This window comes from Methylophilus sp. 13, from assembly GCF_015354335.1.
Taxonomy (GTDB): Bacteria; Pseudomonadota; Gammaproteobacteria; order Burkholderiales; family Methylophilaceae; genus Methylophilus; species Methylophilus glucosoxydans.
Map to the genome: position 1 here is coordinate 213,290 of NZ_JADKYR010000003.1, position 14,265 is coordinate 227,554.

The 14,265-nt window shown below is 54.7% G+C and carries 15 protein-coding genes; 3 read left to right on the forward strand and 12 right to left on the reverse strand.

The features are described 5' to 3' along the window. Positions 1 to 58: 58 nt before the first annotated feature. A complete protein-coding gene (gene grpE / locus INP77_RS08730; protein WP_194748660.1) occupies positions 59 to 595 on the reverse strand; it encodes a nucleotide exchange factor GrpE in 537 nt (178 codons plus the stop codon). A 250-nt stretch (positions 596 to 845) separates the two neighbouring features. Here grpE and INP77_RS15040 point away from each other — a divergent pair, with 250 nt between their 5' ends. Beyond that, positions 846 to 1,352, forward strand: coding sequence for a type II secretion system protein (locus INP77_RS15040; protein ID WP_194748661.1), 507 nt, complete (start codon positions 846 to 848; stop codon positions 1,350 to 1,352). Positions 1,353 to 1,391: 39 nt separating this feature from the next. Here INP77_RS15040 and waaC read toward each other — a convergent pair whose 3' ends face one another. Further along, on the reverse strand, positions 1,392 to 2,342 hold the full coding sequence (waaC, locus tag INP77_RS08740) for a lipopolysaccharide heptosyltransferase I (RefSeq protein ID WP_228518833.1): 951 nt from the start codon (positions 2,340 to 2,342) through the stop codon (positions 1,392 to 1,394). 30 nt (positions 2,343 to 2,372) lie between these two features. Between waaC and INP77_RS08745 the strand changes: the two genes are divergently transcribed. Beyond that, positions 2,373 to 3,503, forward strand: coding sequence for a glycosyltransferase family 4 protein (locus INP77_RS08745; protein ID WP_194748662.1), 1,131 nt, complete (start codon positions 2,373 to 2,375; stop codon positions 3,501 to 3,503). Between the two features lie 4 nt (positions 3,504 to 3,507). Here the strand turns inward: INP77_RS08745 and INP77_RS08750 are convergent, their stop codons facing one another. Genes INP77_RS08750 through bioB form a run of 6 tightly spaced genes read right to left on the reverse strand, consistent with a single transcriptional unit; the run spans position 3,508 to position 9,049 of the window. After that, on the reverse strand, positions 3,508 to 4,560 hold the full coding sequence (locus tag INP77_RS08750) for a rhomboid family intramembrane serine protease (protein ID WP_194748663.1): 1,053 nt from the start codon (positions 4,558 to 4,560) through the stop codon (positions 3,508 to 3,510). After that, positions 4,561 to 5,205, reverse strand: coding sequence for a dethiobiotin synthase (gene bioD, locus INP77_RS08755; RefSeq protein WP_194749100.1), 645 nt, complete (start codon positions 5,203 to 5,205; stop codon positions 4,561 to 4,563). After that, entirely contained in the window at positions 5,205 to 6,083 is an 879-nt protein-coding gene (bioC, locus tag INP77_RS08760; RefSeq protein WP_194748664.1) for a malonyl-ACP O-methyltransferase BioC, read from the reverse strand. The genes bioD and bioC overlap by 1 nt, the downstream gene beginning before the upstream one ends. Next, positions 6,084 to 6,875 carry a pimeloyl-ACP methyl ester esterase BioH gene (gene bioH / locus INP77_RS08765; RefSeq protein WP_194748665.1) on the reverse strand — a complete coding sequence of 264 codons (792 nt, stop codon included), beginning with the start codon at positions 6,873 to 6,875 and terminating at the stop codon, positions 6,084 to 6,086. Continuing rightward, positions 6,872 to 8,056, reverse strand: a complete 1,185-nt coding sequence (bioF, locus tag INP77_RS08770; RefSeq protein ID WP_194748666.1) for an 8-amino-7-oxononanoate synthase — start codon at positions 8,054 to 8,056, stop codon at positions 6,872 to 6,874. The genes bioH and bioF overlap by 4 nt, the downstream gene beginning before the upstream one ends. Next, positions 8,057 to 9,049 carry a biotin synthase BioB gene (gene bioB, locus INP77_RS08775; protein WP_228518874.1) on the reverse strand — a complete coding sequence of 331 codons (993 nt, stop codon included), beginning with the start codon at positions 9,047 to 9,049 and terminating at the stop codon, positions 8,057 to 8,059. A gap of 103 nt (positions 9,050 to 9,152) precedes the next feature. On the opposite strand from bioB, the gene INP77_RS08780 reads away from it, so the two are divergent. After that, positions 9,153 to 9,932: a ComF family protein gene (locus INP77_RS08780; protein WP_194748668.1), complete on the forward strand. Its 780-nt coding sequence runs from the start codon at positions 9,153 to 9,155 to the stop codon at positions 9,930 to 9,932. A 10-nt stretch (positions 9,933 to 9,942) separates the two neighbouring features. Here INP77_RS08780 and INP77_RS08785 read toward each other — a convergent pair whose 3' ends face one another. The 4 genes from INP77_RS08785 to INP77_RS08800 all read right to left on the reverse strand — a co-directional run bounded on the left by INP77_RS08785 (position 9,943) and on the right by INP77_RS08800 (position 14,257). Further along, positions 9,943 to 11,127 (reverse strand): lipopolysaccharide assembly protein LapB, encoded by a 1,185-nt coding sequence (locus INP77_RS08785; protein WP_194748669.1) that lies wholly within the window; start codon positions 11,125 to 11,127, stop codon positions 9,943 to 9,945. 19 nt (positions 11,128 to 11,146) lie between these two features. After that, positions 11,147 to 12,037, reverse strand: coding sequence for an ExeA family protein (locus tag INP77_RS08790; protein WP_194748670.1), 891 nt, complete (start codon positions 12,035 to 12,037; stop codon positions 11,147 to 11,149). A gap of 8 nt (positions 12,038 to 12,045) precedes the next feature. Next, positions 12,046 to 13,824, reverse strand: a complete 1,779-nt coding sequence (mshL, locus tag INP77_RS08795) for a pilus (MSHA type) biogenesis protein MshL (RefSeq protein ID WP_194748671.1) — start codon at positions 13,822 to 13,824, stop codon at positions 12,046 to 12,048. Between the two features lie 61 nt (positions 13,825 to 13,885). After that, the gene (locus INP77_RS08800; RefSeq protein ID WP_194748672.1) at positions 13,886 to 14,257 is read right to left on the reverse strand and encodes a hypothetical protein; all 372 of its coding nucleotides are present in this window, start codon (positions 14,255 to 14,257) and stop codon (positions 13,886 to 13,888) included. Between the last annotated feature and the right edge of the window lie 8 nt (positions 14,258 to 14,265).

A 14,265-nucleotide genomic window follows, 5' to 3' on the forward strand; every position in this document is an offset into this window, starting at 1 on the left:
TGATGCACTGAACATTGGGACATCTCTACAGATTTCAAGTCCCTGTTCACAATATGGATTATTTTGCCTGAATCACGGTCACCAGCGCTGGACGCAACACGCGCTCATTCAGGCTGTAGCCTTTTTGCAAGACGCTTAATACCGTATTGGGCTCACCCTCTGCTGGCACCATGCTGATGGCTTGATGCTTGTTCGGGTCAAACTTCTCACCCACCGGGTTGATTTCAGCAATATTGAATTTCTCAAATACGCTCAATAGTTGTTTTGCAGTCAGTTCTACGCCATTTTTGTAGCTATCCACATCGGCGTTCTCTACCGCCAACGCGGCATCGAGGCTGTCCTTCACTGCCAGCAACTCACCACTGAATTTTTCGAGCGCAAATTTACGCGCCTTATCAATATCGTCAGCAGCGCGGCGACGAATATTCTCGCCTTCGGCTTTCACATACAGCACCTGTGCCTTGGCTTCCTCCAGCGCCGCTTCGAGCTCGGCAATGCGGGCATCTTGAGTATCGTTCGTGAGATCTGTTGTGGTTTGGCCATCAGGCTGACTGCTGATTGGCTCAGCCGCTGATGCGTTATTTTCTTCTTGCATATTGCTCCCCTAAGATTTATTACGGTATTTTTTGCAAATGGGGAGCAGTCGCAGAGATTTCAAGGGCCATCAGATAAAATTTAGGGCGCTATCTTGGGTTGATGTGCTTGAAACGTCATCCTTGCCCAAAAGAAAAATCGAGATCAGACTCAAGCAAAGAAGTAGCAATATATCTTGCATCTTCTTGGCTGATTGTTTGGCGGCTTCCAAGATAGAATCAAACGTGTATTTGATATGAGATGCTGCCACCATGTCATCGATATTTAAACATCGAGGATTTACTCTGGTCGAGCTTGTTTGCACCATTGCCATTTTGGGTATTCTTGCTGCATCTGCGCTTCCACGCTTTGCGAATGTTGCAAGCAGTGCCCGAATTTCGACTTTATATGCTTTTAAGGGCACAATTATACAGGCGGCTACAATGGGTAGAAGCATGTGTTTTTTGGATCCTGAATGCAATATGAACGCAGATGGTGGGCAATTTCCGACCACGGTGATAGAAGGCAAGACGATTTATTTTCATTATGGATATCCGACGGGATGGGGTCGTTTTTTTGTAGACGATGGTGTCGGTAGTCTTAGAGATTTAATGGATATCACGGGCTTCAGTTACACACAGCATCAAGGCGGTTCTTTCCAGACTGTATATACCAAAGATGGTGCAACAGACCCACAAAATTGCAAAGTGATTTATCAATTGAGCCCAGATGGCCAGCCACCATTGATGTCCGTCAGCTTAGTCACCAGCGGCTGTTGATAGCCCGGCCATCGGTGTTGATAATGCGTCCGGCACGAATCACGCAATTGGAGCCAGCATGGCTATCACATCGTTCACTAACGGCATTAACCCAGCCCCACCGAGATTCATCGCAGGTGAAACTCGCCCTGCTGCCACTCCCGTGTAAGCTGGCTCAGTATCCGTATACAGGGCCACAACAGGCACATTTAATGCCGCGGCCAGGTGAGAAAGCCCGGTATCAACACCAACAGCGAACCGCACATGAACCATGCGACGAGCGAGTGTTTGCAGATCCATTTGGGGCAGTACCAGCGCATCTGGCACTTGCCCTGCAATGCGTAATGCACGTTGATGCTCCATGTCATTGCCCCAAGGCAGCCACATTTGCAATCCTTGCCGCGCATAATACTGCCCCAAGGCAACCCAATGAGTTTCTGGCCATAGTTTGCTATCGCGGCTGGTAGCATGGAGAGCGAGAAATGCCATGCTATTGGCATCTGGACATTGCGCAGACAGTCCGTAATTGGGCTTTTCCAATGGCATCGCATAATGAAGTGCGCTGGCCGCCAGGGTGCGCATCCGAATCACGGCATGCTGCCGGTAGGGAATCGCATAGGTGTGCTGATAAAAGCGGCTGGCCAGGGGCTCACGAATGGAATGCCGATCATAGCCGTGGCGCGGACCACGCGCCCAGGTGGCCATCACCGCACTTTTGAGCAGGCCTTGCAAATCCAGCACGGCATCATAAGGTTGAGCCGCGACAGCCTGTTTGACTGCCGAAATTTCACGCCAGGTCTGCCAACGCCACCACTGCTTGCGCCAGCGGCGCACCGCGACGGTAAACACTTGCTTTACCTGCGGATGCAATCTTGGAATATCGGCAAAACTTTCTTCTACCAGCCAGTCAATCTGCGCATCGGGATGATGCTGCAAGAGATCTTCCACCACCGGCAAAGCGTGGATAACATCCCCCATAGAGGTGGTTTTGACGATCAAGATGCGTTTCATGGCCGCTATTTTCGCATACAATGCCAGCGCATGAAGTTTGCGTTTCTCATATTCAAATACTTTCCCTACGGCGGTGTGCAGCGTGACATGCTGCGTATTGCCCGCGACTGTGTGGCATTGGGACACGAAGTCACCATTTTTACCGGCGAATGGCGTGGCGAACAACCATCAGGCATACACATCCGCTTGCTCAAGGCCCGCGGTTGGCTCAATCATCACCGACACACCTCGCTGATCCGCCAGATGCAGCAAGGGATTGCGCAAGGCAAGTTTGACCGTATTGTCGGCTTTAACCGCATGCCGGGGCTGGATGTCTATTTCGCCGCCGATCCCTGCTATGCCGAACGCATGTCACGCGAACCCTGGTATAAAAAATTGTCTGGCCGTTACCGCTTTTTTTCTGCCATAGAGCAGGCCGTGTTTGGCCCCCAGGCAGGCACACAGATTTTGCTGCTTAACCAGCATGACCAGGCGATTTTTCAGCGTTGGTATGGTACCGACCAGGCACGCTTTCACCTGATCCCGCCCAATATCCCGCTGCAGCGATTTGCTGACTTAGCCGCCCAGGATGACCGCGCCTATGTGCGCCAGGCATTTGCGTTACCAGAAGACGCCATCGTCTTGCTCACCGTCGGTTCGGCTTTTTTGCGCAAAGGCGTGGACCGTGCAATCAACGCCTTGAGCAGCCTGCCAGAGACACTCAAGCAACGTTGCTGGCTAATCGCCGTCGGAGAGTTTGAATCCAGCAGCAATATGCAGGCCTATGCTGCCGAGCGTGGTGTCGCCGACCGTTGTATTGAAGCTGGGGGCCGTCCGGATATCCCGGCGCTGATGCTAGGCTGCGATGTGCTCATACACGCCGCGCGCTCAGAGCTGGCAGGCATCGTCATCATTGAAGCGATGACGGCCGGTTTGCCGCAATTGGTGACCAGTGTGTGCGGCTATGCGAGCTATGTTGCCGCCGCCGGGGCAGGAGAAGTATTGCCTGAACCGTTTGATCAGGCCGTGATGAACCGCACTTTGCAGACCATGCTCACCAGCTTGCCGCAACAACGCTGGGGCCAACAGGCCCGCGCATACGTCGCCCAACTGGCCGCCAAACAGGTCTCAGCGCCTGAAGCCCGCATCATTGAGGCTGCTTCAAGCCGCCGCCCGCTTTAACCGATTAAGGCGCAGCGGGTCGCCCGGCCTTAAAAGGCAGATGCCGCAACTGGTCCGCCGCCGCTTTGCTGGCTTCACTGCGTTTCAAGGCATAGGCTTTGGCCTGCTCAAGCAAGGCCGCAGAAGGCAGCTTGGGGTCCTCAGACAAGCGGGACAGTTTTTCAAAGCTCTCTTCATAAGGCGTGGCGACCTGTGCGTCAATCTGCGCCGCCATTTCATCAAAACTGACACTGCCCTCACGCCCTTCAAGCATGATCTGCTGCCATTTGTGCTGAGCCTGCTGGTCAACCTGATTCAACTTTTGCAATTGCTTTTGAATCGCCACCTCTTGCCGCCAGCGATATTTGGGTGCCGGCAAATGCGTCAACAAACCTAGCACGACCAGCGCCCAGGCCAGCCCTGCCAAGGCTTGCGATATAGTGATAGCGGGCGAGCCACGCAAAAAAGCGGGCAACATGAGCAACCCCAGCACACCGCCGGTCAAAAACCCGCCAATATGCGCAGAGTTATCAATGCCAGGGATCACATAGCCCATGCCTATGGTCAACGCTGAAAAGAGCATGCCTCCCCAGAACAACCAGCGAAATTCAACTTGCTGCATCTGGTGTCTGGCAACCCAGAGATAGACCAGCAACGCGCCATAGATGCCAAAAATCGCCCCGGAGGCGCCGCCTGACACCGCCTGATTGCCCTGAACCACCAGCGACAAAAGATTACCGCCTATGCCGCTGATCAGGTAAATCAAGAGAAAGCGTGCAGAGCCGAACATGCGTTCGACCAGCTTGCCGCCATCCCACAAGGCCAGCATATTCATGCCCAGATGCACGGCGCCAAAGTGTAAAAACATGGCGCTGCCCAAGCGCCACCACTGACCATCGGCCGTGGCTGGGGCAAAATTGGCGCCCCAGGTCAGCTGTACTGTATTGGGCGAGTGCCAAAACCCGGCGCCACCAAGCAGCATGAGCACGAACACCAGCACATTGAGCGCAATCAAGGTGCGCGTCATCGGCGGCACAGGTGCGCGCAGCTCAATGCGAGGGGTGGGTGAAGCGTGCATCTAGGCGAGGGACTCCTGAAAAGGCACCTGCAACAAGGGCGGCTGTTGCAAGCTGTCGATTAAGGTTTGCAGGTTTTCTTCTGGCATAGACATCTGCGGATCAATCCTGTTCGCGACCCAGCCACAACACGCTATCTGCCGCGACTTGAGCCCCTCTGCCGTCAGCAGCGCATGATTGATACAGCCCAGGCGCATGCCGACCACCATCAGCGCAGGCAATTGCAGGGCCTGAATCAAATCGGCCATGCTCTGCGTCTGGTTTAAAGGCACCAGCAAGCCCCCTGCGCCTTCCACAATCACCACATCGGCCAGCGTGGTCAGTTGTGCATAGGCGGCTTGAATGACCTCAAGCTGAATTTCCACGCCAGCTTGCGCAGCGGCGATATGGGGCGCAATAGCCGGTGTAAAGCGGTAGGGATTAATCAGTTCAGCAGGTGCTGTCACGTTGGAGGCGGCAGTCAGTAAACGCACATCTTCATTTTGCCAGCGGCCATCCAGCCACTCGCAACCGGAAGCTATTGGCTTCATGCCGATCACCGTCTTGCCTTGTGCAATCAACTGCTGCATCAAGCGAACGGTGACTGTGGTTTTACCGACACCGGTATCGGTGCCAGTGACAAAAAAACGTGAAGGCAGCGGCTGCATCATGCCCCCTGCGTGGCGGGTTTGCGCGACATGAATTGCACCGGACTGGTCCCAGGTGCCGTGTAGGGCTGGCTCCCGGTCCAGGCATGTACGAACACCACTTCATAGGTGGCGGGCAATTTACCCTGGTGGCGAAAAGCCTCATAGCCCTGGCGCAATTGCTGCAAAAACCCCCTGCCACTCAAGCCCTTGGCACGCCCCACCGTCGCATTATGTGCGCCAATCGCTTTGAGGTCGCGCATCACAGATTCCACCGTATCGTAGGTCAGGGTGTAATGCATCACATCCAGCACCGGCGCGCTAAAGCCAGCCCGCGTCAGTGCATCGCCGATATCATGCATGTCAATAAAACGGCTGACATGGGTATGCCCATGACCAGAGGCTGCGCGCAGTTCTTTCAGCGTATCCGGGCCCAAGGTGGCAAACATGAGCAGCCCGTTGGGTTTCAGCACACGCCTGAATTCTTGCAATACGGTGTCCATATCGTTACACCACTGCACGGCCAGGTTGGACCACACCATATCAACACTGGCGGTCGCCAACGGCATGGCTTCAATGTCGGCACACACCATTTGTGGTTTGGCCTGCCAGAAGCGATACCAGGGAAACAGCGTTTTCGTGCGCGCCAGCATACCTTCGGCAATATCCAGCGCCACCCCTCTTGCCTGCTTAAAGTGTTTGAGCAAGGCATGCAAGCCATGACCGGTGCCGCAACCTGCATCCAGAATCACCGCAGGCGCCAGCTTGACCACGTCCAGACGGCTCAACATTTCCTCACGTACCTGGCGCTGCAAAATGGCGGCGGCATCATACTGTTTGGCCGCACGGTGAAACGACTGGCGCATGCGCGTCTTGTCGATCTGATAAACATCCTGCATTTAATGCTCCCCGGCGCGCACAGCGGGCTCATCCGCCATAAAGGCTTCCACCGCTTCGCAAAAAGCTTCCGCATGTGACAAAAAGGGCGCATGTGCCGCCCCGGCGATCACGCGCAAATGGGCACGCTGCAAATGCATGGCCAGCCAGTGCGCTGCCGAGACCGGCGCCAGCGTGTCTCTATCCCCGTGAATGATCAGCGCGGGCTGGAACAAGCGCCCGACCTCTTCGCGCAGATCCGTCTGCATCAAGATATCCAGGGCCTGATTCAGGCTATCTTGGGTAGGCGTGGGTTTGGCGCCAAACGCAATACGCAATTGGCGTACCGTGCTGCGCGCATCTTTGGCATGCATGCATTGCAGGGTCAGAAAATTGAGCAAGGTGGCATTAAAGTCTTGCGCAAACCGCTCGTTGAACTGCTCAAAATGGCGGGCTGCAATGCCATGTGACCAGTCTGGTTTACTCACAAAACAGGGGTTGGTCCCCACCAGAATCAGCTTCTCTACCCGGTCGGGTTGATTGAGGGCAATTTGCTGCGCAACCAGGCCGCCCAGCGACCAGCCTAAAATGGTGGACACACCGGGGATTTCCTCAGCCACCGCTTCGGCCAGACTATGCAAGTGATAAGGATAAACCGGACGGCTCTGGCCCATGCCGGGCAAATCCACCAGAAACAGTCGAAAATGGGTGGACAGCCGCTTCGTGACCCGTTCCCATACCGCACTGTTCATGCCCCAACCATGGAGCATTACCAGCGGTTTGCCTTGCCCCATGATTTCGATAAAACAACTCATCCCACCGCCCCGATAGCTAACTCACGTTCGGCATCGTGCAAGGCTTGAATCAGCGCCCTGACGTCGGACTCACGATGGGCAGCCGACAGGGAAATCCGCAGGCGGGAAGTGTTGACCGGCACGGTAGGGGGCCGGATTGCCGGCACCAGAATGCCACGCGCCTGCAAATACTGGCTCAATGCCAGCGCCTCATGGTTATCGCCCACCACCAGTGGCTGGATAGCGGTTTCTGACGGCAGCAAGTGCCAACGGGTGAGTGAGAGCTCACTCTTGAGCAGCGCAATCATGTCAAACAATTGCTTTCTGCGCGCATCGCCCTGCTCTATCTCTTTCACTGAAGCCAGCAAGGCGGCGGACAGCGGTGGTGGCGCAGGCGTGGTATAGATATAACTGTTGGCGTGCTGAATCAGGTAATCAATCACGATTTGTTGGCCAGCTACAAAAGCACCCGCCACACCCGCAGCTTTGCCTAGTGTGCCCATCATGATCAGGCGTGGCGACTGCAGCCCCAAGTGCTTGAGCGAGCCACGCCCTTGCGGACCGAGCACACCAAAACCGTGCGCATCATCCACATACAAATAGGCATCATAGCGTTCGCATAGCGCAAGATACTCAGCCAGCGGCGCAATATCGCCATCCATGCTGAACACCGCATCAGCGGTAACCAGCTTGTGACGCGCCGTGCTGGCTTGCAATAATTTTTCCAAGGCGGCCACGTCATTGTGCGGAAAGCGATGATGCGTGGCACGTGACAAAAATGCGCCATCATTCAGACAGGCGTGATTCAGCTTGTCCGAGAACACGGCATCTTCACGCCCCATCAAGGCACTGACGACGCCAATATTCGCCATGTAGCCGGTGGAAAACAGCAAGGCTGCCGGTTGCCCGACAAAAGCCGCCAGCGCCTGCTCCAACTGATCATGATAGCGGTGATGGCCGGTAATCAGATTGGAAGCACCGCTGCCCACGCCCGCTTCAGCAGCGGCCTGTTGCAAGGCGGCCACCAACGCAGCATCGTTGGCCAGGCCCAGATAATCATTGCTGCAAAACGACAAAAATGGCTGGCCATTGGCGGTGATATGCTCGGCCTGTGGTGAATCCAGCAAGCGGCGCTGCCGCATCAAGCCCAATGTTTGCCGTTTTTCCAGATCGGCCCGTAAAGACTCCAGCAGATCGCTCATTTAGATTTTCTTCAAGCCTAATTTGGCAAACAGGGCATTGTCAGACTCAACCTCAGGGTTACCAGTCGTCAGTAATTTTTCACCGTAAAAAATACTGTTGGCCCCGGCATGGAAGCACAAGGTCTGCACGGCTTCGCCCATGCTCTGGCGGCCAGCAGACAAGCGGACAAAGCTGGTCGGCATGGTGATGCGGGCGATGGCAATCGTACGCACAAACTCCAGCGGATCCAATGGGTCGGTGCCATGCAAAGGCGTGCCTTCCACTTGGGTTAACAAGTTGATGGGCACGCTTTCCGGCGGTTGCTCCATATTGGCCAACTGGGCAATCAGGCCCGCTCGCTGCGCACGGGTTTCACCCATGCCAATAATGCCGCCGCTGCACACATTGATATTCATGCTGCGCACGCGGTCCAGGGTGTCCAGACGGTCCTGATACGTCCGCGTGGTAATCACATCGCCATAGAACTCGGGCGCGGTATCCAGGTTATGGTTGTAATAATCCAGCCCAGCCTCTTTCAGTTGCTCGGCTTGCCCATCCTTGAGCATGCCCAGCGTGGCACAGGTTTGCAGCCCCATCGCCTTCACTTCCGAGATCATTTTGAGTACAGGCTCCAGGTCGCGCTGCTTGGGTCCGCGCCAGGCGGCCCCCATACAGAAACGGCTGGCACCGCTGTCTTTGGCCGCTTTGGCTGCGGCCAGCACTTCGTCCAACTGCATCAAGGGCTCGTTTTCAACCTCGGTATGGTAACGCGCAGCTTGCGGGCAATAGCCGCAATCTTCGGAACAGCCGCCCGTTTTAATCGACAGCAGTGTGCTGACCTGCACGGCGTTTGGATCAAAATGCTCCCTATGCACAGTGTGCGCTCTGTGCAGCAAATCATTGAACGGCAATTCAAACAGTGCCATGATATCTGCAACGCGCCAGCGCTCAACCGTTGGATGACAGGAAGCCGCAGGCTTCAAGCCATCCAGATTAATGACGGAGGTTTGCATTTCGGTGCCACAAGCAGTAGCAGAGGTGTGTTGTTCCATAAGTCCCACGCATTAAAAAATAGATGAATAATCCGGCCGAATTATATGTTGTTTAAAATCATACGTGAAAAAATTTTACAACAGCTTAAAATTTAAACAAATCAACACCATTCACTGGTTGTCGCAGTGGCTGGCAACGACGCTGCCCTGCCCGCTGTGCCATCAAGCCCCAGGCGCTCGCCAACCTTCAGCGACTGACGAGCCAATCTCGCCTCCAAACGGACTTTGTTTAGACTGCCAGGCCAGCCTGCCCTGGTACCAATCGCCGCGTTGCCCACAATGCGCATTACCAAATACGCGAGGTGAGCTGTGCGGCATCTGTTTACAGCATGCCCCCGCTTTTGACCAGACGCTGACCGTTTTTCGCTATGCCTATCCGCTAGATCGACTCTTGCATCAATTTAAATACCACCAGCAATTGCCATGGGGGGCGCTATTGGCACAGGCCTGGCTATCCCGCCTGCCAGTGTTACCCGCGAGCCAGCAGCCACCCGTCCTGGTGGCGATGCCCATGCACCTGAACCGCATCAAACAGCGTGGGTTTAATCATGCGCTTGAATTAGCCTGGCACTTGCAAAAGCAATGGCAAATTCCGTTAAGGATAGACGGCTGTGAGCGATTGATAGACACGCCAGCGCAAGCAGCGATGGACATGAAAACAAGAACCCGCAATCTACGCGGTGCCTTTGCGACCTCGCAGCGATGGCAAGGTCAGCATGTGATGATCGTGGATGATGTGATGACGACAGGGGCCAGCATGCATGCGCTGGCAAAAGTTTTTAAACAGGCGGGGGCTGCACAGGTGACGGCGCTCGTGCTGGCACGCACCCTCAAACAGGACTAGCTAGCAGAGATTATTCGGCATTGGCTTGTACGCTGCCACCCAGTTGACGGATGCGCTGCGTAACAAATTCGAGCAAGCGCTCGCTTAAAGGCAGGCTTTGCGCCTGTTGCAAGTGCTGCAAGGCTTGCGCATTCTGGCCCACAGCTTGTAATGAAATGGCGTACGCCACCATCCATTGTGCATGCCCCGGCCGCAACAGCGTCGCGCGTTCAAAATGTGGCAAGGCGGCGGCATGCTGGCCGGTTTGCTGATAAGCCATGGCCAGCATCCATTGCGATTCGGCATCTTGCTCCAGCGCATTGGCCACCGGTTTTAATGTTTGTAACACCGCCTCTGCCTGACCATGTGCCAACTGCCATCTGGCGAGTGATTTGGGCAAACCCACTTGAGCCGGAAACTGCTTGATGCCTGCCTGCAGAACCGAGACAGCCTCGGCCTCTTGCCGGGACTCAAATAAATAGGCGGCCAACAGCTGGCGCGCATCTTCAGACTGCGGATAAATCGTCAGCGCTTGCCTGAGCATTGCCAACGCCTCGTTCAAACGACCTTTTTGCTCATGATCGACAGCACGCTGGATCAAGACATTCACTTCCTGCTCAGGTCTGACATGTTTATTGACCATGCCTTTTTCGGCTGACTTTTCATCACTTTTGCCCTGGTTCTGGTCCGCGTGCGTCTCCAGTGTAGGCGCGATGGTGGCAACCGTGATTGCCGCCGTATCCGCGGACTTTATGCTGTACTCACCCTCAACTTGTGGTGCAGCAATATTAGCCACGGGCTTCACTTGAGCAACGACAGCGCGCGCACTGGGCTTTGCAGAAGCAGATTCGGACTGCCAGGCACTGAACAATGACCTGGTCAACTGCGGCGGCGCCCAAGTCGCCACCGTGCCTGCCTCTGCGGCTGCCGGGGATAAAACAGTCTGTACGCGTGTTTTTTGGCCCTGAGCCTGCGGCGCGGCCTGGGGTATCGCAGTCACATGCTGCGGATAAAAATACGCCATCAACATGGGCGCATTCATCCACACCCATCCGGCTGTCGCAAGCAGCAGCCCGCCGCCTATCAGGCGATTCAACCAACGGCCAGCTGGGGCTGGCTGTGCAGACAACACTGGCTTGACCTGCCCGGCCCAACCATCAGTGGTGTTGCCCTGACGGGCCTCTACGTTTTGTAACACCTGATTAATCAAGCTCATTTGATTCCTCCGTCGCCTGCTAACGACCAAACCCGGCCAGGGTGGCATGCAACGTCAACCACCATTTAAACCCATGCTCCAGCCAACGATGCTGTGCTTTTACACTGGCTTGTGTATCAAGAATCGCCGCTTTCACATCCTCGGTTGTAACCCTGTGCTGGCCACGGCCAAACGCAGACAATAATGCTTTATGCGCCAGAATATTCAACAAGCGCGGAATGCCGTTGGCATACCGGTATAGCAATCGCATGCTGGCCGGACTAAACACCATGCCGCCCTGATACCCTGCCACATGCATGCGATGATTCAAATAAAACGCTAATTCTTCCCATTGCAGGCCTTTGAGGTGATATTCAAAGCCAATGCGCTGCCGCAGTTGGCGAATAGACGAATGGTTGAGACGTTCTTCCAGTTCAGGCTGGCCAAAAATGACCACTTGTAACAACTTGCGCTTTTCGGTTTCGAGGTTACTCAGCAAGCGCAAGGCTTCCAGCGTTTCCAGCGGCATGGCTTGCACTTCATCCAGGCAGACCACCACATGCGTGCCTTTTTCAGCAAAGGTCAGCAATGTGCGATGCAGCGCATCTATCATGTCATGGTGGGTAAACTCAGGCTTGAAGGCGACGCCAAACTCGGTGGCCAGCGTCATCAGTAAGGCGTGCGGATCTAGATAAGGGTTGGGAAGGTAAGCAATCTGGCAACCGGGTTCCAAGGCTTTGAGCAGGCGCCGGCAGAGCAATGTTTTACCGGTGCCGACTTCACCTGTAATTTTGACAAAGCCTTCACCCGACTCAATCGCAATCAAGAGGGTATTCAGCGCTTCTTGCAACGTGCGCGTGGCGTAATAAAAACTCGTATCCGGCGTGATCGAAAATGGAAACTCTTTTAAGCCAAAATGCTGCAGGTACATGCCCGCTCCTAAAATGCGTTGTCTGACTTGAGTTTTTCTACCCGGTCCTGGCTGTCGAGCATATCTTGCGCCCAGTTATCGCCACTGCGGACCACGGTGGATTTGAGCAGAATGACCAGTTCTGTTTTGGTGGAGCTTTGGTCTTTCTGGCGGAACAGGTTACCCAAAAATTTGACATCGCCCAAACCAGGGACTTTTGTACGTGTATTATCCACGGACTCTGACATCAGCCCGCCGATCGCAATCACACTGCCATCGCGGGTACGCACGATGCTATCGGTTTCATTGATGTTGGAGGAGGCCGTTGGAATCGTGTAGGTGCCACCGTTGGCACTGGACAAACTCACAGTACGGTTGACCTGGGTGACTTCACTGATAAACGGATGGACGTGCAGAATAATGTTGTCGTCCTTGTCAATTTGCGGTGTCACATCCAGTGAAATACCAGAAAAATACGGTTGCAGCTGAATATCTGGCGTCACTACGGCACCACCCGTGGTGGTGGTGACATTGGTACGCACATTGGTCACATAGAACGCATCATTCCCCACCTTGAGTACCGCCTTCTGGTTGTTGATGGTGGCAATGCGCGGACTGGACAGGACTTCTACATTACCCTGCGTTTCGAGAAAGTTAAGCAGCGCAGAAAAGTTTTTGCCTTGTACCGCTAACGCAAACATTGAGCCGCCTATCGACACCGGGTCACTGTTACTCAAAGCGCCAGGTACGGTGCTGGTCAGCGTGCCGTTGGTCAGGGTACCGGTTTCTCCCAGGGTGGTATTACCGTTGACGTTACCAAAGGTGTAATCGCGGCCGCGAATGTTTCTGACCGCCGCCCAGTTAATCCCTTGTTGCGAGTTTCTATTCAGTTGCACCTTGATAATCTTGGCTTCCAGAATCACCTGACGATCCACGGTCACCTGCATCAGACTCAGAAATTTCTCCACCTGGCGGATTTCCTTGGGCATGGCTTTGACCATGATCAGGCCAGACTGCGCGTTAATGACTACCTTGCGCCCGTTTTCTTCGCCAATCAGGCTACTCAATGAGCCTGCAATCTCGTCCCAAAAGTCATTATTGGTACGCATACTCACATCTGAAGCATACACTTGCAGGTTGGAGGCGCCCGAGGCCGCCTGGTTGCCCGTACCTGTCCCGGTTGAGCCAGAGCCAACGCCCATGGCGCCGTTCATGGCGGCGGCCTGCCCGGCCACGCCTGCGGCACCGCCCGCACCCGAACCGCTGGCCGTCCCGGACGTGACACGGGTGGCAGAAGACCCTCTGCGAGCGCCTGTAATGTAATTAACCTGGAAAACCCGGGTTTGCAGGGTTTGTGGTTCGACAAAAATCTGTTTGCCGTTCATTTTGTACTCATAACCATACAAGTCACGCAAGGCATTGAGCGCTTCAAACAGCGTGACATCGCGCAGGTTAATCGTAATCTCGCCTTTCAACTCCGGGCTTAAGGCAATGCTGTAAGGACTGCCAGAGACGATGCCCATCAGCACCTGGCTAGCCGGGGCTTTGTTAACCACGAGGTCAAAACGCGGCTCGACACGTTTGGCCAGCGCTTTGGGTGGCTCAATTTTAAGTGGCTCAAACAACTCATCCGTCACTTCTTTAGGCGGCGGCACCACTTGTGCTTGCGCCTTGGCCGCAGAGGTCGCCAATTCGTTTTGTATTTTTGGCTGAATTGATGGATTGGTCGGCGTGAACGGGTTACTGGTGCATCCAGCCAACCCGGCGCCTATCATCATCACACCCAAGGTATTCACAAAAGTTTTCATAGCAGTCTCTCTATTGATATTCACCTGGCGGCCACTTCAGCCAATCGCAGGCATTTTCACTTTATTTTTTAACCGTTTTTGCCTGTTTGGCTTTTTTTATCTGCGCAGGCTGCGGTGCCTGCATCACAACACTGGTCAACCCCAAGCCCAACAGTTTTTTCTCACCGTTTTGATTGATAAACACCGCTTGCTGGTGCTTGACCGAAACCAGTTTAAAACCTTGATAACGCTCACCCAAGTTAACGAGCTCGCCATTGACCACAGCAAACCCATGCTTGCCGTTGTCCTGAATGGCCGTGACTTGCCAAGCCTGCGCAGTCTCCGTTTGCGCCTCTGGCAGATAAGGCAATACGGCAGCTGGCGGCTTCGTAGGATCTATCATTTGCTCGGCGGCCTGGCTATGTGCCACGCTGACCAATACCATCCAAATCATGAATATGC

Bases quoted from the DNA above. Each gene is read 5' to 3' on its own strand.
- grpE (WP_194748660.1), bottom strand. From the start codon at position 595: ATGCAAGAAGAAAATAACGCATCAGCGGCTGAGCCAATCAGCAGTCAG.
- INP77_RS15040 (WP_194748661.1), top strand. From the start codon at position 846: ATGTCATCGATATTTAAACATCGAGGATTTACTCTGGTCGAGCTTGTT.
- waaC (WP_228518833.1), bottom strand. From the start codon at position 2,342: ATGAAACGCATCTTGATCGTCAAAACCACCTCTATGGGGGATGTTATC.
- INP77_RS08745 (WP_194748662.1), top strand. From the start codon at position 2,373: ATGAAGTTTGCGTTTCTCATATTCAAATACTTTCCCTACGGCGGTGTG.
- INP77_RS08750 (WP_194748663.1), bottom strand. From the start codon at position 4,560: ATGCACGCTTCACCCACCCCTCGCATTGAGCTGCGCGCACCTGTGCCG.
- bioD (WP_194749100.1), bottom strand. From the start codon at position 5,205: ATGCAGCCGCTGCCTTCACGTTTTTTTGTCACTGGCACCGATACCGGT.
- bioC (WP_194748664.1), bottom strand. From the start codon at position 6,083: ATGCAGGATGTTTATCAGATCGACAAGACGCGCATGCGCCAGTCGTTT.
- bioH (WP_194748665.1), bottom strand. From the start codon at position 6,875: ATGAGTTGTTTTATCGAAATCATGGGGCAAGGCAAACCGCTGGTAATG.
- bioF (WP_194748666.1), bottom strand. From the start codon at position 8,056: ATGAGCGATCTGCTGGAGTCTTTACGGGCCGATCTGGAAAAACGGCAA.
- bioB (WP_228518874.1), bottom strand. From the start codon at position 9,049: ATGCAAACCTCCGTCATTAATCTGGATGGCTTGAAGCCTGCGGCTTCC.
- INP77_RS08785 (WP_194748669.1), bottom strand. From the start codon at position 11,127: ATGAGCTTGATTAATCAGGTGTTACAAAACGTAGAGGCCCGTCAGGGC.
- INP77_RS08790 (WP_194748670.1), bottom strand. From the start codon at position 12,037: ATGTACCTGCAGCATTTTGGCTTAAAAGAGTTTCCATTTTCGATCACG.
- mshL (WP_194748671.1), bottom strand. From the start codon at position 13,824: ATGAAAACTTTTGTGAATACCTTGGGTGTGATGATGATAGGCGCCGGG.
- INP77_RS08800 (WP_194748672.1), bottom strand. From the start codon at position 14,257: ATGATTTGGATGGTATTGGTCAGCGTGGCACATAGCCAGGCCGCCGAG.